The organism is Pseudomonas sp. PDM20, from assembly GCF_014852575.3.
Taxonomy (GTDB): domain Bacteria; phylum Pseudomonadota; class Gammaproteobacteria; order Pseudomonadales; family Pseudomonadaceae; genus Pseudomonas.
On the sequence record NZ_CM181224.1, the window covers coordinates 1345022 to 1360904 of the forward strand.

A 15883-nucleotide genomic window follows, 5' to 3' on the forward strand; every position below is an offset into this window, starting at 1 on the left:
TCTTCTCTCGGATTGCCCCTCACCCCGGCCCTCTCCCGGAGGGAGAGGGGGAAGAGCGGTCCGGCGCGGTGTCTGTTTCCAAGCACGACCCACCAGTCGGTGTGTCGTGGTTTCGGGTTCCTGTGCTGGGGAGAGGGGCTCTCGCAATTTCTGCGGTGCCAGCTCAAGCCTCCTCCATCACCACCACCCGCTGCCCCGCGCGCACCGGCGAGCCGGGCTGCACGCGGACCTCGCGGACTACGCCGTCGCGCGGGGCAGTGAGGGGGATTTCCATCTTCATGGATTCGAGGATCACCAGAATGTCGCCGGCCTTCACGCTGGCGCCGGCTTCCACCTGCACCTGCCAGAGATTGCCGGCGATGTGGCTCTCGACGGCGTGCTGGCCGGCGCCGAGCGGGGCCTCTTCGCCGGTATCGGCGGCGGCCTCCTCGCTCTCGAAGTGGGCCTGGCCGGAGGCGATCCAGCGCTCACGCTCGGCGTCGAAGGCGGTGCGCTGGTGGCTGCGGAAGGCGGCGATGCTCTGCGCTTCCTCGGCAAGGAACTGCTGGTAGTCGGCCAGGCGCAGTTCGCTGTGCTCGATGCGCAGCGGGTAGCGGCCCAGCGGGAAGTCACGGCGGATGCGCAGCAGCTCCTCGGCGGACACCGGGTAGAACCGTACCTGGTCGAAGAAGCGCAGCAGCCAGGGCTTGCCGTCGAACGCCGCGACTGCGCGGTAGCGGTTCCACATCTGCAGGGTGCGGCCAACGAACTGGTAGCCGCCGGGGCCCTCCATGCCGTAGACGCACATGTACGCGCCGCCGATGCCCACGGAGTTTTCCGCAGTCCAGGTGCGTGCCGGGTTGTACTTGGTGGTCACCAGGCGGTGGCGCGGGTCCAGCGGCGTGGCCACCGGCGCGCCGAGGTAGACGTCGCCCAGGCCCATCACCAGGTAGCTGGCCTCGAACACCGTGCGGTACACCGCCTCCAGGTCCGGTAGCTCGTTGATGCGGCGGATGAACTCCAGGTTGCTCGGGCACCAGGGCGCGTCCTTGCGCACGGTGGTCATGTACTTCTCGATGGCCAGCTGGCAGGCCGGGTCGTCCCAGGACAGCGGCAGGTGCACGATGCGCGACGGCACCTTGAGGTCCTGAGCGGCGCAGACGGCGTCCCACAGGCCGGCGACGGTTTCCAGCAGGCTTTGCAGCGGCAGCGTTTCCGGCTGGTAGTGCACCTGCAGCGAGCGGATGCCGGGGGTGAGGTCGATCACGCCGGCCAGTGCCTTGGCTTCCAGCGCCTGCATCAGCGCGTGGGCGCGGAAGCGCAGGACCAGGTCCAGCTCGGGCTGGCCGATTTCCAGCAGCAGGTGGGTGTCGCCGGAGAGGCGGGCGACCAGGCGGGTGTCGTCCTGGCCGAGGTCGAGGACGATGGGGCTGGGGAGACTGGTGCTCGGGCTGCCCTCACCCCCCGCCCTCTCCCGCAAGCGGGAGAGGGGGCTGTCCGTGCCACCGGGAAACACTGTGCCCGCCGACAACGCCGGACTGCTCCCTCTCCCTCCGGGAGAGGGCTGGGGTGAGGGGAAACCGGTGGCGCCGTGGTTCGCCTGACCTGTAGCGAGCTTGCTCGCGAACGGAGTTCCGTCTGGAGCGCCGGTGACATGAGGTTCGCGAGCAAGGGCTGAGGCGCTCCCCTCGGTCCTGCGAAAAGCCGCAAGCGCGCGGGCGGTGGAAATATCCACCGGCAGGAATCGCACCTTGTCCCCGGCCTTGAGCTGGCCGAGTTGCCATAGGTCGGCCTCGATCACCGTTACCGGACAGACGAAGCCGCCCAGGCTGGGGCCGTCCGGGCCGAGGATCACCGGCATGTCGCCGGTGAAGTCCACCGCACCGATAGCGTAGGGGTTGTCATGGATGTTCGACGGGTGCAGGCCCGCCTCGCCGCCGCTCTCGCGCACCCATTCCGGCTTCGGGCCGATCAGGCGCACGCCGGTGCGGCTGGAGTTGAAGTGCACTTCCCAGTCGGTGGCAAAGAAGGTGTCGATGTAGGGCGCGGTGAAATATTCCGGTGCGCCGTGGGGGCCGTAGACCACGCGGATTTGCCTTACGGCCGGCAGCTCGGTGCGCAGTGCGGCAGGCAGGCTGGCGCCATGGCTGTCGTCTGCCAGTTCGGCCAGGTGCAGCACATCGCCGGCGCGCAGCGCGCGGCCGCCATGGCCGCCGAACTGGCCGAGGGTGAAGGTGCTCTTGCTGCCCAGGTAGTCTGGCACCTGCAGGCCGCCGCGCAGGCACAGGTAGCTGCGTGCGCCGGCGCCGCCAACGGTGCCGAGGCTGAGGGTGGAGCCGGCGGCGATGAACAGCGAAGTGTTCATCGGCTGCTCGACGCCATCCAGGCTGATCGGCAGCGCCGCGCCGGTGACGGCGACCACCGCGTCGGTGTTGAAGCGCAGAGTCGGGCCGCTCATGGTGATTTCCAGCGCGGCGGCGCCTTCGGGGTTGCCCAGCAGGGCGTTGCCCAGGCGCAGCGCGCGGTCGTCCATCGGCCCGGACGGTGGCACGCCCACGGCCCAGTAGCCTAGGCGGCCGGGGTAGTCCTGCACGCTGGTCTGGGTGCCGGCGCTGAGCACTTCGAAGGTCTGCGCGCGGTAGCGCAGGCCTTCCAGGCAACGGGTCCAGGGCGAGCCACTGGAGAAGGGAGCGTCCGCGAGAATCTGCCGCAGGTAGTTGCGGTTGCATTCCACGCCGTAGAGCTGGCTTTCGCCGAGGGCGCGGTCGAGGCCGGCGCTGGCCTGCTCGCGGGTCGGCGCCCAGGCGATGAGCTTGGCGATCATCGGGTCGAAGTAGGGCGGAATCTCGCAGCCGGCTTCGACCCAGGTGTCGATGCGCAGCGCCTTGCCGTCGGCCGGCGGGAATTGCACGGCGGTGAGCAGGCCGGGGCAGGGCTGGAAGTCGCGGCCGGGGTCTTCGGCGTAGAGGCGCGCCTGGATGGCGTGGCCGCTGGGCTTCAGCGTGGCCGCGAGCTCGGCCAGGGGCGGCAGGTCGCCCGCGGCCAGTTCGATCATCCAGCGCACCAGGTCGACGCCCCAGACCTGTTCGGTGACGCCGTGCTCCACCTGCAGGCGGGTGTTCACTTCGAGGAAGTAGAAGTCCTGCGCCTCGCTGTCGTAGACGAATTCCACGGTGCCGGCGCTGCGGTAGCTGACCGCTTTTGCCAGCTGGATCGCCGCTGCGCAGAGGGCTTCGGCCATGCCGGCGGGCAGGTTGGGCGCGGGGGTTTCCTCCAGCACCTTCTGGTTGCGCCGCTGCACCGAGCAGTCGCGCACGCCCAGGGCTATCACCTCGCCCTGGCCGTCGCCGAACACCTGCACTTCCAGGTGGCGGGCACGCTGGATGTACTTCTCGATGAACACGCCCGAGTCGCTGAAGTTGTTCTGACCCAGGCGCTTTACTGCGTCGAAGGCGTCGCGCAGCTCGTCCGCCGAGCGGCACACGCGCATGCCGATGCCGCCGCCACCGGCGGTGCTCTTGAGCATCACCGGGTAGCCGACTTGCTCGCCGGCGCGCAGGGCGGCGTCGAGGTCTTCCAGCAGGTCGGTACCTTCGAGCATCGGCACGCCCTGTTCTCGGGCCAGCGCACGGGCGGTGTGCTTGAGGCCGAACAGGCGCAGCTGTTCCGGCGTCGGGCCGACGAAGGTGATGTCGGCGGCCTCGCAGGCTTCGGCGAAGGCGGCGTTCTCGGAGAGGAAGCCGTAGCCGGGGTGGATCGCTTTCGCGCCGCTGTCGCGGGCAGCCTGGAGAATCTTCTCGACCACCAGGTAAGTGCTCGACGCGGGGCCTTCGCCGAGGCTGATGGCCTGGTCGGCCTGCTGGATGTGCAGGCTGGCGGCGTCGGCTTCGGAGTAGACGGCCACGCCCTCTACTTGCAGCTCACGAAGGGTGCGCAGGATGCGGCAGGCGATGGCGCCGCGGTTGGCGATCAGGAGCTTGTCGAACATGAGGGCGTCCCCATGGGGTGGCGGGCCGTCCCGCCGTCATTCGGTGCCTATCCCGGTCGTCCGGGGCAGGTTCATGCTGCCGTAGGGCGGATGCGCTCTATCCATCCGCTGTCCGGCTACGCGCGATCTGTTTGGCGGATAACGCTGGCGCGTTATGCGCCCTACTCGGTCAGCTCCGGGGCTCGGGCGAAGTCCGTTCGATGCAGGTTCTGGCAGTCCGCAGCGCCGGGCTGCATTGGGCGCTCCGGCTCTGGCTGAGGATGTACAGCCAGCGCCGCAGCACGTGCAGCCCATCGCCTGCCTTGTGCAGCCGCTTCAGTCCCATACCAGCAGCTCCGCCGGGGTCGGGTTCCAGCCGTTGCAGGGGTTGTTGAGCTGCGGGCAGTTGGAGATCAGGACGATGACGTCCATGTGGGCGAGCAGCTCGACGTACTTGCCGGCGCCGGAGATGCCGTCCTCGAAGGTCAGGCCGCCCTCGGCGGTGACCGGCACGTTCATGAAGAAGTTGATGTTGTGGCTGATGTCGGCCTTGCTCAGGCGGCCGTCGTGCAGGCTGGCGCGCAGGAAGTTGTCGCGGCAGCTGTGCATGTAGCGCTTGTCCAGGGCGTAGCGCACGGTGTTGCTCTCCTGGGCGCAGGCGCCGCCGAGGGTGTCGTGGCGACCGCAGGTGTCGGCGCTGATGGTCAGCATCGGGTTGCCGAGGTTGGACCAGAGCACGCTGCCGGCGCTGAGGTAGACCTGCCCCTGCTTGCGCAGGGTGCGCTGCACGTCGTAGCGCTCGCGTGGGTTGGCGGCGCTGAAGAACAGCGTGTCCACCGCCTGGTTGCCTTCCAGGTCGAGGATGCGCAGGGTCTGCCCGGCCTTGAGTTCGGTGAGGCTGGGTTCGCCGGCCGGGATCAGGGTGCGCGAGACGCAGGCTTCGGGGTGTTTGTCGCTGGGGACGATGGGCATGCTCGCGCTCCTTACAGGTACTGGCGTTCGGTGTTGTGAAAGCCGCGGCCGTTCTCCGCGCGGGAAGTGCGGCAGAGCACGCTGATGCCGTCGGACGCGGCCTGCTGCCAGGCCAGGCCGATGGGCTTGGGCGCGTACTGCGGGTTCGGGTCCAGCGGGTGTTGCAGGGCGGTGAGCACGACGAGGGTGTCCATCGGCGCGTAGAGCTCGACGTAGTCGCCGGCTTTCGAGTTGCCCTGGGCGAAGCGGAAGCAGCCATCGGCGTCGACGTCCACGCGGCTGAACAGGTTCAGGCACATCAGCAGGTCCTGCAGGCGCATGTCCCACTTGCCCATTTCCACCAGCAGGTTGTCCACGCCGTTGCGGTGGAAGCTGTTACGCAGTTCCTGGTAGCGGCCCGCGCCGTACTTCTCCTGCACCTCGGCGGCGTTCAGCACGCCGCCGAAGCTGTCGTGCCAGCCGCAGCTGTCGGCGGTGATGGCGGCCAGCACGCGGCCCATGTCCGAGTACAGGCAGTGGCCGGCGGTGAGGCGCGCGGTGTGCTGGCACTTGAGGCTGTCGGGCAGGTTCAGCCGCTCGCTTTTTTCGGCGGCATTGAACAGCAGCACGCTGGCGTTGCCGCCGCCTTCCAGGTCGGTCAGGCGCAGCAACTGGCCGCGCTTGAGCACGAAGGAGGTGTGGCCGCCGCCGGGGACGGTTTCTTCATAGAGGGTGGTGCGCAGTTCGTTCATGGCGGGCTCCTTGGTAGGCCGGCGTGATCGCGGGCTCGGCGGCCGGTTGCAGGCGCGCGGCGAGCGTGGCTGGCAGGGCGGCGCGGGCGGCCCGGCGGTCGGCGTTGAGCGGGATGTCGTAGGTGATGCGGGCGCCGTAGGCGTTGGGCGCCTGCGGGTCGTGGCGGACCTTGTCGAAGACCAGCAGGCGGGTGCCCAGGCTGAAGCCCTCGGCGAGGTCGTGGGTGACCATGAACACGGTGAGCCGGGTTTCCTGCCACAGCTCCAGCAGCAGGGCGTGCATGTCCTTGCGGATGCCCGGGTCCAGCGCGCCGAAGGGTTCGTCGAGCAGCAGCACGCGCGGCTTCATCACCAGCGCCTGGGCGATGGCCAGGCGTTGCTGCATGCCGCCGGAGAGGGCGCTCGGGTACTGCTGCAACGCATGGCCAAGGCCGACGCGCTTGAGCAACTCGGCGGCCTGTTCGCGAGCCTCGCGCTTGGCGCTGCCGAACAGCCGGCCGAGCAGCGGCGAGCGCGGCAGTTCCAGGCCGAGGGCGACGTTGTCGAGCACGGACAGATGCGGGAACACCGAGTAGCGCTGGAACACCACGCCACGGCTGGGGTCGGGCTCGGCGGCCAGCGGCTGGCCTTCGAGCAGCAGCTCGCCACGGCTGGGGCGCTCCTGGCCGAGCAGCAGGCGCAGGAAGGTGGATTTGCCGCAGCCGGAGGCGCCGACCAGGGTGCAGAACTCGCCTTCCTTCACCTCGAGATTCAGGCGTTCGAGCACCACGTTGCCGGCGTATTCCTGCCAGACGTTCTTCACCTGGATGAAGCTCATGCCTTGGCTCCTTCATACCAGGGGAAGGCGCGCCGGGTGAGCGCGCGCAGTGCCCAGTCCATCAGCCAGGCCAGTGCGGTGATCCACACCACGTAGGGCAGGATCACGTCCATGGCCAGATAGCGGCGCACCAGGAAGATGCGGTAGCCCAGGCCGTCGGTGGAGGCGATGGCCTCGGCGGCGATGAGGAACAGCCAGGCCGAGCCGAGCATCAGGCGCAGGGAGATCAGCAGGCGTGGCAGCAGTTGCGGCAGCACCACGCGCAGGATCAGCGTCCAGGTGCTGGCGCCCAGGGTCTGTGCCTTGATCAGCAGTTCGCGGGGGATTTCCCGGGCGCGTTGTTCGATGTCGCGGGCGATGCAGGGGGCGACGCCGATGACGATCAGCACCACCTTGGACAGTTCGCCAAGGCCAAAGACGATGAACAGCACCGGCAGGATCGCCAGCGGCGGGATCATCGACAGCACGGTGAGCAGGGGCGAGAGCGGCGCGCCGAACAGCGGTACGCTGCCGGCGGCGATGCCCAGCACCAGGCCGAGCAGCGCGGCGATGGACAGGCCCATCCCAAGGCGTTGCAGGCTGGCGCCGGTGTCCTTCCAGAACAGCACTTCGCCGGTGCGCTTGTCTTCGCTGAAGGCCAGGCGGTTCACCGCGTCGGCCATCTGCGCGGCGCTGGGCAGCAGCTTGTCATTGGGGTTCTCTGCCAGCCGCGAGGTGGAGCCTGCGAAGTAGGCGAACAGCAGCAGGGCGAAGGGCAGCAGCACGAGGAACAGGCGGCCGCTGCGGTCGGGGGTTCGGTTGATCAGGCGCATGTTTCGTACCTGTCGATTCGTAGGGCGGATAACGCGGAACGCGTTATCCGCCGTGGCGTCGGGACGGCGGATAACCGCAAGCGGTTATTCGCCCTACGAGGGACGCGGTGGGTTGGTCAGAGCTTGCCGTCGGCCGCCATCTGCACGTAGGTCGGGTCGAAGCGCAGCTTGAGGTTCTGCGCGTCGCCGGTGGTGAGGCCGCCGGCGAAGCTCATGCCGACCGCTTCGGCGCTTTTCGCGCCTTCGCCGAGCAGGCCGTGGGCGAAGGAGAAGGCCGCGACCTTGTCCATGGTCGCCGGCAGTTTCGGGCTGGTGGCGAAGGCCAGTGCTTCCTGCGCAGTGGCAAACAATTTGGTAGTAGCGAGCTGGCTCTGGTAACCGGCGAGGTCGGTGCCCGAGGCCTTGGCCATGTGCTCCAGCGCGGCGCGGGTCTCGGCGCTTTCGCCCTGCATCAGCGCCACGGTTTCGAACCAGGCGCCGGTCAGGGCCTTGCCCAGGGCGGGGTTGTCCTTCAGGACCGTGCTGTTGACCACCATCATGTCCATGATCTCGCCGGGGACCTGGCTGGAGTTGAACACCTCGGTGGTGCCCGGCTTGGCGCGGGCCTCGGCGAGCATCGGGTTCCAGGTGGTCACGGCCTGCACGTCGTCGGTGTTGAAGGCGGCGGCGATGTCGGCGTCGGAGGTGTTCACCGTCTTCACGTCCTTCTCGCTGAGGCGGGCGTTCTCCAGGGCGCGGGCGAGCAGGTAGTGGGAGACGGACAGCTCCACCAGGTTGACGTTCATGCCCTTGAGGTCGGCCAGGGTCTTGCCTTCACCCTTGATGACGATGCCGTCGTTGCCGTTGGAAAAGTCGCTGACGATCAGCGCGGTGGAGTCGACGCCGCCGGCGGCGGGGATGGTCAGGGCGTCCATGTTGGTCATGGTGCAGCCGTCGAACTGGCCCGCGGTGTACTGGTTGATCGACTCGATGTAGTCGTTGAGCTGGGTGATCTTGATCTCGATGCCGTACTTCTTCGCCCACTTGTCGACGATGCCGTGGCTGGCCGCGTACTCCCAGGGCATCCAGCCGGCGTAGATGGTCCAGCAGAGGTTGAAGCTGTTCTTCGCGGCGGCGGAGGCTGAGAGGCTGAAGGCGGCGAGGCCGGCGGCGAACAGGGCGGTCAGAAGGGGCTTGCGCATGGAGCATCTCCAGTCGATTGGCGGGCAGGCAGGAGTCGGGCGGCACTTGTCGCTCTCGTCTCCCGGGCTTTTGTCCCGCCGTGTAACCTCGCTGGAGGTCGATGACTCTCGGACCAGTCACTCGCTGCGCGAGCCGGAACCCTAGTCATCCATTGTCAGATTGTGGTGCCGCTTTCCGAATGCTTCGGATCGATCCTGCACACTCGATACAAAGCGAGCGGCGTGCCAAGTTGGCGAAAGTGCCGGGGCAGAAGGGCTGCGCTGGATCGGGGCGGAGGTTTCGCTGCAAGCCGGAGCGTTGCGCCGCCCTCAAATGAAGCGCGACGCCGCATCCTGGTGCGCGGGGCCAGTCGAAAGGCAGGAGCGGGCGGGGCGTGCCGGGCGGCAGACTGCAGTCACCTTCACCTTGAGGAATCCATCGCCATGTCCGAGTTGCTGAGCTTCGCCAAGGGCGCGCTGACCATGTTCTGGGTCGCCGCCGTGCTCAACCTGATCTACCCGTTCGGCGAGCTGCATCGCCCGCTGTTGTGGCTCTCCGCGATCCTGCTGGTGGTGCATGTGGGCGAGGTGCTGTTGCTGGCGCGCCGCCGTTCCTGGCTGGAGCAGGTGCAGGTGCTGCTGTTCGGCGTGCTCCACCTGCAGAGCCGCAAGGTTCGCCGTCTGGCCACTGTAAACGGCTGATTTACCCAAGCTTTACCTTTCGCCGCGGCACCGCCTTCTGACAGACATGTCTGATCTTGTGAGACCGGAAGAATGTACGCCCCGCACCCCGGCGGGGCGGCCGGCTCGCCTGATGGAGGCGCCATGCGTCGTTTCTTCGCTGCTGTACTGATGATCCTTCCGTTGACCGGCTGCGTGGTCTACGAGCATGACCATGACCGTGGTGGCTGGCATGACCGGCCGCACTACTATCGCCCGGCGCCGCCGCCGGCCTATTACGGTGGCCCTTACCAGGGCTGGCGCCGTTGAGCCTCATGACGCGGCGTTGAACGCCGCGTCTTCCTCCAGCAACAACTCGACGAACTGGCTGGCCGCAGGCGACAGGCTGCGGCTGGCGTGGCGTACCAGGGCATAGGCGGAGCCGCGTCCTGCCACGTCGCCGCTGCTGGGCCAGGGCAGCACCGCCAGGCTGCCGGCCTGCACATCCGCGGCCACCACATCCCAGGTAGCCAGGCAGAGCACGTCGCTGCCTTTCACCAGCTCCTTGAGCATCAGCACGTCATCGCATTGCACGCTCAGCGGCTGCTCGCGGCCGAGGGTGCGAGCCAGCCCTTCGTGGGCGTCGCGCGGCAGGCGCGGGCCGGCCAGCGGGTAGTCGAGCACGCGCTCCACCGACGGCACGCTGCCGAGCAGCGGATGTCCCGGCCGACAGAACAGCACGCCCCGGTGTACCCGCAGCGGCAGGATGTCGAGGCGGCTGTCGCCTTCCAGTTCGCGGTAGTCGGCGATGAACAGTTCCAGCTCGTCATCCAGCAGACGCTGGTGCAGCTCGCTCCAGTTCTCGATGGACAGCAGCACCGACACCTTCGGGTGCGCGCTGCTGTAGCGCGCGAGCACCTGCGGCATCAGCCGCGCGCCGGGGAAGGGGCCGGCGCCCAGGCGCAACTCGCCGGTCTCCAGGTCGGCCAGTTGCAGCACGGCGTTCTTCAGCGCACGGTCACCGGCCAGCAGGCGGCGGGCATGTTCGAGCACCAGCCGGCCATGGGCGGTGAGGGTGACCCCGCGCGGGTTGCGGTCCACGAGTTGGCAGCTCAGCTGGCCTTCCAGCGCCTGGATGCTCCGCGACAGGGCGGGTTGACTAAGATTCACCGCATCGGCGGCGCGGGCGAAGTGACCGTGCTCGGCGAGGGCGACGAAGTGGCGTAGCTGGCGGAGATCGCTCATGCGCTTCCTGCATTGATTGTTAAGTTGGAATGCATTGGAATTATTAGCGCGACGGCCGGCATAGTGCGAGCACAACAACAAATTCCGGAGCCTTCCGATGTCCCGTCTTTCCGCTGCCGTGCTGCTCGCCAGCCTCTGCCCCGGCCTGCTGGTCGCCGCCGAACAGCCCAAGCCCCCGACCTCCTTCACCCAGGCCGCGCAGGAGCAGGTGCGCCAGTCGCTGCCGTTCAGTGACCGTGCCGATTTCGACCGGGTGGAGAAAGGCCTGATCAAGCGCCCCGAGAACCTCGTGATCAAGAACGAGGACGGCACGGTGGCCTGGCAACTGGGCGGCTACGACTTCCTCAAGGCCGCCAGGGACGTCGCCAGCGTCAACCCGAGCCTGATGCGCCAGGCCCAGCTGAACCTCAGCTACGGCCTGTTCAAGGTCACCGACGGCATCTACCAGGTGCGCGGTTTCGACCTCGCCAACACCACCTTCATCGAAGGCAAGACCGGCTGGATCGTCATCGATACCCTGACCACCCCCGCGACTTCCAGGGCGGCCTACGCCCTGGTGAGCCAGGAGCTGGGGCAGAAGCCGATCCGCGCGGTCATCTACAGCCATGCCCACATCGACCACTTCGGCGGCGTGAAGGGCCTGGTCAGCCAGGAGCAGGTGGACAAGGGCGAGGTGCAGATCATCGCGCCCAAGGGCTTCATGGAAGCGGCGATCAAGGAAAACGTGCTGGCCGGCAACGCCATGCTGCGCCGTGCCACCTACCAGTACGGCACCATGCTGCCGCAGGGGCCGGAAGGGCACGTCGACATGGCCATCGGCAAGGCCGTCGCCAAGGGCCCGATGAGCATCATCGCGCCGACCAAGACCGTCGATGGCTCGCTGGTGGAGATGGAGATCGACGGCGTGCCTGTGACCTTCCAGAACACCCCGGGCACCGAATCGCCGGCGGAGATGAACGTCTGGCTGCCGCAGCAGAAGGCGCTGCTGATGGCCGAGAACGTCACCGCCACCCTGCACAACCTCTATACCCTGCGCGGCGCCGAGACCCGCGACCCGCTGGGCTGGAGCAAGTACATCAACGAGGCGCTGCACCGGTTCGGCGACAAGGCCGAGGTTATGTTCGCCGTGCACAACTGGCCGCGCTGGGGGCACGAGGACATCGTCCGCACCCTGGAGAAGCAGCGTGACATGTACGGCTACCTGAACGACCAGACGCTGCACCTGGCCAACAACGGGGTGACCATCAACCAGATCCACGAGCGCCTGAAAGTGCCGCCGGAGCTGGCCAACGAGTGGTTCAACCGCGGCTACCACGGCAGCGTCAGCCACAACGTGCGCGCGGTGGTGAACAAGTACCTGGGCTACTACGACAGCAACCCGGCGACGCTGAACCCGCTGGCGCCGGAGGAGTCGGCGGTGAAGTACGTCGAGTTCATGGGCGGCGCCGATCACCTGTTGCAGATGGCCAGGGAGTCCTTCGACAAGGGCGAGTACCGCTGGGTGGTGGAGGTGGTCAACAAGCTGGTCTTCGCCGACCCGACCAACCAGGCCGCGCGCAACCTGCAGGCCGACGCCCTGGAGCAGCTCGGTTACCAGGCGGAGAACGCCGGCTGGCGCAACAGCTACCTGACCGCCGCACAGGAGCTGCGCAATGGCGTGCCGCGTGACATGCCGACCATGAAATCGGGCAGCCCCGATGCGCTGGCGGCGATGGACACCGGCCTGCTGTTCGACTACCTCGGCGTGCGCCTGAATGCCGAGAAGGCCGAGGGTGAAGACTTCGCCATCAACCTGGTGCTGCCGGACAAGAACGAGCAGTACCTGCTGGAACTGAAGAATTCGCACCTGAACAACATCAAGGGCGTGCAGAGCGAGAGCGCCGGGCAGACCGTGACCATCGACCGTGCCGACCTCAATCGCCTGATGCTCAAGGAAGTCTCGCCGGTGCGTCTGGTGTTCGAGGGCAAGCTCAAGAGCTCGGGCAACCCGCTGCTGCTGGCCAAGCTGTTCGGCATGCTGGAAGACTTCAACTTCTGGTTCGACGTCGTCACTCCGCCGCAGAAGAGCTGATTCTTTCCCCATCTACGCGGTCGGTTCCCCGCCAGGCCGCGTCTCCCCTGGATGGCACAATGCGATGATTGCATTGTGCCATTGTTTTTTTCGCGGCCAGTCTGCACCATGCGACCCCTGCGCCGGCAGCTGGTTGCCGGCGCTCGCAGTCGAGTAGTCGCGATCGTGCTCAACCGTTGTTCCAGGGTGTTGCGTCGTTGCTGGCCGGGGCCGTTGGCCCTGATGCTGGCGGCTTCGCTCGGCGTCCTGGCGGGGGCGCAGCAGGCCGAATGGGACTTCCAGCTGATCAGCCGGCAATCCACGCGCTTCTACGGGCCGCTGGGTCAAGGCCAGGTGCGCATCGACGCCTGGCAGAAGCTGCTCGCGCAGCAGGCCACGGCGAGTGAGCGCGACCAGTTGCAGGCGGTCAATCGATTCTTCAACGACCAGCTGCGCTTCACCGATGACCTGAGCCTCTGGCACGAAGTGGACTACTGGGCCACGCCGGTGGAGGCCTTGCTCAAGGGCGCCGGCGATTGCGAGGATTTCGCCATCGCCAAGTACATCAGCCTGCGACACCTGGGCGTGCCGGCACAGAAGCTGCGCATTACCTACGTCAAGGCGCTGCGCCTGAACCAGGCGCATATGGTGCTCACGTACTACCCACGGCCCGATGCCGTGCCGCTGGTGCTGGACAACCTGATCGGCAGCATCCTGCCGGCCAGCCAGCGCAGCGACCTGCAGCCGGTCTACGCGTTCAACGGCGAGGGCCTGTGGCTCGCCGGCAATGGCGCGGGTGGCGGCAAGCAGGTCGGCGACAGCAAGCGGCTGTCGCGCTGGCAGGACCTGCTGAAGAAGATGAAGGCCGAAGGCTTCCCTCTGGATGAGTAGCCACGGAACGAATAGCTGCACCGACACGAATAGCTCCCGCGGGGGGAGCCTGGAGACACGATGTCCCTGTTCAAACAGTTGTTGATCGCCATCTGCCTGTTCCTGGTGGTCGCCTTCAGCGGCAGCTTCATGGTCGGCCTGGAAAGCTCGCGCGAGCAGTACGGCAACCAGCTGCGCTCCCACGCCCAGGACGCGGCCACCGCGCTGGGACTGTCGTTGACGCCGAACATCGACGACCCGGCGATGGTCGAGTTGATGGTCAGCTCGATCTTCGACAGCGGCTACTACGAGAGCATCCGGGTGATCGACCTGGCCACCGGCAAGGTGATGGTGGAGCGCACCGGGGTCCCCGACGCGGTGGCCGCCAAGGTGCCGCAGTGGTTCATCTCGCTGATCGACCTGCATTCGGCTGGCGGCGACGCCATCGTCAGCCGCGGCTGGACCCAGGCCGCGCGGGTCGAGGTGCTCAGCCACCCGATGTTCGCCATCGCCAAGCTCTGGCAGGGCACCCTGGGCAGCCTGCTCTGGCTGGTGCTGTGCGGCATCGCCAGCGCCGTGCTCGGCGCTATCCTGCTGCGCCGCCAGCTCAGGCCGCTGGACTACATGGTGGCGCAGTCCCACGCCATTGCCCGCCGCGAATTCCTCAGCCTGCCGGAACTGCCGCACACCCCCGAACTGCGCCGCGTGGTGCAGGCCATGAACCAGATGGTGGAGAAGCTCAAGGCGCTGTTCCAGGAGCAGGCCCAGCGCAGCGAACGCCTTCGCGACGAGGCCTACCAGGACAGCCTGACCGGGCTGGGCAACCGACGCTTCTTCGACATGCAATTGAATAACCGCCTGAGCGCCGAGGACCAGGTCAGCAGCGGCGTGCTGCTGGTGCTGCGGGTCAACGACCTCGCCGGGCTGAACCAGCGCCTGGGCGGCCAGCGCGTCGACCAGTTGCTCAAGGCGGTGGCTGACCAGCTGCGTCTGTCCGGGCAGGGCCTGGGCGCCGGCCTGACCCTGGCGCGCAGCCGTGGCGGCGAGTTCGTGATGCTGGCGCCGGGGCTGATGCCCGAGGACGCGCCAGCCCTGGCGATGCGCCTGGAAGGCATGCTCGCCGCACTGGCCACCACCGGCGCCAGCGATGTGAGCCCCGTGGCTTGCCTGGGGCTGGTGCCCTTCGTTTCCGGCGAGTCGGCGCAGGCGCTGTTGCAGCGCGCGGACGAGGCGCTGGTGCAGGCCGAGCGACAGAACGACAGCTGCTGGGCCTTCCTCCAGGGCGGCGCCAAGCCGGTCGCCGAGGAGCGCCACAGCTGGCACCAGCTGCTGGACGAGGCGCTGATGCACAAGCGCTTCCAGCTGCATTTCCAGGCGGTGGTGTCCTGCGCCGACCCGCAGGTGGTGCTGCATTACAAGGTGCTCTCGCGCCTGCCGGACGGGCAGGGCGGCAGCATCGCCGCCGGGCGCTTCCTGCCCTGGCTGGACCGCTTCGGCTGGACCGCGCGGCTGGACCTGCTGATGCTCGAAAGCGTGCTGGCCGACATGGCCAAACACAACCGCCCGCTGGCGCTGAACCTGTCCGCTGCGCTGCTGCGGGATGAATGGGCGACCACCCGCGTGTTCGACCTGCTGCGCCAGCACCCGCAATTCGCCGGGCGCCTGACCCTGGAGCTGGAAGAAGACCAGTTGCCGGCGCAACCGGTGCTGGAAGCGCTGACCCGCCGCCTCGGCGAGCTGGGCTATCGCCTGAGCCTGCAGCACTTCGGCGGGCGCTTCAGCATGATCGGCAACCTGGCGCGGCTGGGGCTGGCGTACCTCAAGGTCGATGGCAGCCACATCCGCCACATCGACCAGGAGAACGACAAGCGCCTGTTCATCGAGGCGATGCAGCGCGCGGCGCACAGCATCGACCTGCCGCTGATCGCCGAGCGAGTGGAGACGGCGGGGGAGTTCCGGGTGCTGAAGGAGATGGGTATCCAGGGCGTGCAGGGGCAGCTGTTCGGTGGGCCGGCGCCGTGGTGATGCGTCTGTAACGTTGTAGGAGCGGGCCATGCCCGCGATCCGTCGGCAGGGCCGACGTGTGCCGTGGTTCCAGGGCCGTAGGGCGCATAACGCGCCAGCGTTATCCGCCGTCGTGGCATCGGCGGATAACCCGTTCCGGGTTATGCGCCCTACAGGGGAACATTTGCTGGAAAAGAAAAACGGGGCTCAGATCAGCCCCGTTTCCTCATCGTCGTTGATCAGCCGGGTCAGCCCGCCCAGCGCTTCACGGGCCTGCGTCCGGTTGAGCAGCTTGGAACGCGCTGCCGGCGGCAGGTCGGTGATGCGGATCACCCCTTTGGTGATCAGCACCGAGATCAGGTCTTCCAGTACCCGGATCATGTCCAGGTCGCTCTGCTTGAGCTGCAGCAGGCTGCTCTCGGCCGCCCAGGCCTGGATGTCCGGGTGGTCCGCCGGCAGGGTGCCGGTCATTCCGTCGAACTCGGCGTCCTCGACGCGCGAGATTCTCCCCTCGGCGTTGCGCTGGATGTACAGCATCGACCGTCCCCATTTCTCGTGATGTGAAGGAACGACAGCGGAGCCACCCCGAAGGGTAGCCCCGCTGTCGTCGTGTCAG

General features: G+C 67.6%; 13 protein-coding genes and 1 riboswitch. Of the genes, 5 read left to right on the top strand and 8 right to left on the bottom strand.

All coding sequences use genetic code 11. The annotated features are described in order from the left end of the window. Window positions 1-163: 163 nt before the first annotated feature. From IB261_RS06430 to IB261_RS06455, 6 genes are all read right to left on the bottom strand, one after another. Window positions 164-3967: a 5-oxoprolinase/urea amidolyase family protein gene (locus tag IB261_RS06430; protein WP_192381684.1), complete on the bottom strand. Its 3804-nt coding sequence runs from the start codon at window positions 3965-3967 to the stop codon at window positions 164-166. Window positions 3968-4282: 315 nt separating this feature from the next. Next, window positions 4283-4918, bottom strand: coding sequence for an urea amidolyase associated protein UAAP2 (locus IB261_RS06435; protein ID WP_192224786.1), 636 nt, complete (start codon window positions 4916-4918; stop codon window positions 4283-4285). Between the two features lie 11 nt (window positions 4919-4929). Further along, window positions 4930-5649, bottom strand: coding sequence for an urea amidolyase associated protein UAAP1 (locus tag IB261_RS06440; protein WP_192381685.1), 720 nt, complete (start codon window positions 5647-5649; stop codon window positions 4930-4932). Continuing rightward, window positions 5621-6466 carry an ABC transporter ATP-binding protein gene (locus IB261_RS06445; protein ID WP_192381686.1) on the bottom strand — a complete coding sequence of 282 codons (846 nt, stop codon included), beginning with the start codon at window positions 6464-6466 and terminating at the stop codon, window positions 5621-5623. The genes IB261_RS06440 and IB261_RS06445 overlap by 29 nt, the downstream gene beginning before the upstream one ends. After that, window positions 6463-7278 (bottom strand): ABC transporter permease, encoded by an 816-nt coding sequence (locus IB261_RS06450; protein WP_192210015.1) that lies wholly within the window; start codon window positions 7276-7278, stop codon window positions 6463-6465. Before IB261_RS06450 ends, IB261_RS06445 begins: the two co-directional genes overlap by 4 nt. A gap of 116 nt (window positions 7279-7394) precedes the next feature. Further along, entirely contained in the window at window positions 7395-8459 is a 1065-nt protein-coding gene (locus tag IB261_RS06455) for a putative urea ABC transporter substrate-binding protein (protein ID WP_192381687.1), read from the bottom strand. A gap of 57 nt (window positions 8460-8516) precedes the next feature. Next, a riboswitch (guanidine-I (ykkC/yxkD leader) is annotated at window positions 8517-8615 on the bottom strand. A gap of 267 nt (window positions 8616-8882) precedes the next feature. Between IB261_RS06455 and IB261_RS06460 the strand changes: the two genes are divergently transcribed. Both IB261_RS06460 and IB261_RS06465 read left to right on the top strand, forming a co-directional pair. Further along, window positions 8883-9140 carry a DUF1145 domain-containing protein gene (locus IB261_RS06460; RefSeq protein WP_081517603.1) on the top strand — a complete coding sequence of 86 codons (258 nt, stop codon included), beginning with the start codon at window positions 8883-8885 and terminating at the stop codon, window positions 9138-9140. Between the two features lie 123 nt (window positions 9141-9263). After that, complete coding sequence (locus tag IB261_RS06465; RefSeq protein WP_167523272.1) at window positions 9264-9428, top strand: hypothetical protein; 165 nt, start codon at window positions 9264-9266, stop codon at window positions 9426-9428. 3 nt (window positions 9429-9431) lie between these two features. Here IB261_RS06465 and IB261_RS06470 read toward each other — a convergent pair whose 3' ends face one another. Beyond that, on the bottom strand, window positions 9432-10343 hold the full coding sequence (locus tag IB261_RS06470) for a LysR family transcriptional regulator (RefSeq protein ID WP_192381688.1): 912 nt from the start codon (window positions 10341-10343) through the stop codon (window positions 9432-9434). 97 nt (window positions 10344-10440) lie between these two features. Here IB261_RS06470 and sdsA1 point away from each other — a divergent pair, with 97 nt between their 5' ends. The 3 genes from sdsA1 (at window position 10441) to lapD (ending at window position 15288) form a co-directional block, all read left to right on the top strand. After that, the gene (sdsA1, locus tag IB261_RS06475) at window positions 10441-12414 is read left to right on the top strand and encodes a linear primary-alkylsulfatase SdsA1 (protein WP_192381689.1); all 1974 of its coding nucleotides are present in this window, start codon (window positions 10441-10443) and stop codon (window positions 12412-12414) included. 222 nt (window positions 12415-12636) lie between these two features. Next, on the top strand, window positions 12637-13284 hold the full coding sequence (gene lapG, locus IB261_RS06480; RefSeq protein ID WP_192381690.1) for a cysteine protease LapG: 648 nt from the start codon (window positions 12637-12639) through the stop codon (window positions 13282-13284). A 60-nt stretch (window positions 13285-13344) separates the two neighbouring features. Then, the gene (gene lapD, locus IB261_RS06485; protein WP_192381691.1) at window positions 13345-15288 is read left to right on the top strand and encodes a cyclic di-GMP receptor LapD; all 1944 of its coding nucleotides are present in this window, start codon (window positions 13345-13347) and stop codon (window positions 15286-15288) included. Window positions 15289-15474: 186 nt separating this feature from the next. Here the strand turns inward: lapD and IB261_RS06490 are convergent, their stop codons facing one another. Then, a complete protein-coding gene (locus tag IB261_RS06490) occupies window positions 15475-15804 on the bottom strand; it encodes a tryptophan synthase subunit beta (protein ID WP_081517608.1) in 330 nt (109 codons plus the stop codon). Window positions 15805-15883 lie beyond the last annotated feature (79 nt).

Bases quoted from the DNA above. Each gene is read 5' to 3' on its own strand.
- IB261_RS06450 (WP_192210015.1), bottom strand. From the start codon at position 7,278: ATGCGCCTGATCAACCGAACCCCCGACCGCAGCGGCCGCCTGTTCCTC.
- IB261_RS06470 (WP_192381688.1), bottom strand. From the start codon at position 10,343: ATGAGCGATCTCCGCCAGCTACGCCACTTCGTCGCCCTCGCCGAGCAC.
- IB261_RS06455 (WP_192381687.1), bottom strand. From the start codon at position 8,459: ATGCGCAAGCCCCTTCTGACCGCCCTGTTCGCCGCCGGCCTCGCCGCC.
- IB261_RS06440 (WP_192381685.1), bottom strand. From the start codon at position 5,649: ATGAACGAACTGCGCACCACCCTCTATGAAGAAACCGTCCCCGGCGGC.
- IB261_RS06435 (WP_192224786.1), bottom strand. From the start codon at position 4,918: ATGCCCATCGTCCCCAGCGACAAACACCCCGAAGCCTGCGTCTCGCGC.
- IB261_RS06465 (WP_167523272.1), top strand. From the start codon at position 9,264: ATGCGTCGTTTCTTCGCTGCTGTACTGATGATCCTTCCGTTGACCGGC.
- IB261_RS06445 (WP_192381686.1), bottom strand. From the start codon at position 6,466: ATGAGCTTCATCCAGGTGAAGAACGTCTGGCAGGAATACGCCGGCAAC.
- IB261_RS06460 (WP_081517603.1), top strand. From the start codon at position 8,883: ATGTCCGAGTTGCTGAGCTTCGCCAAGGGCGCGCTGACCATGTTCTGG.
- sdsA1 (WP_192381689.1), top strand. From the start codon at position 10,441: ATGTCCCGTCTTTCCGCTGCCGTGCTGCTCGCCAGCCTCTGCCCCGGC.
- IB261_RS06430 (WP_192381684.1), bottom strand. From the start codon at position 3,967: ATGTTCGACAAGCTCCTGATCGCCAACCGCGGCGCCATCGCCTGCCGC.
- lapD (WP_192381691.1), top strand. From the start codon at position 13,345: ATGTCCCTGTTCAAACAGTTGTTGATCGCCATCTGCCTGTTCCTGGTG.
- IB261_RS06490 (WP_081517608.1), bottom strand. From the start codon at position 15,804: ATGCTGTACATCCAGCGCAACGCCGAGGGGAGAATCTCGCGCGTCGAG.
- lapG (WP_192381690.1), top strand. From the start codon at position 12,637: ATGCTGGCGGCTTCGCTCGGCGTCCTGGCGGGGGCGCAGCAGGCCGAA.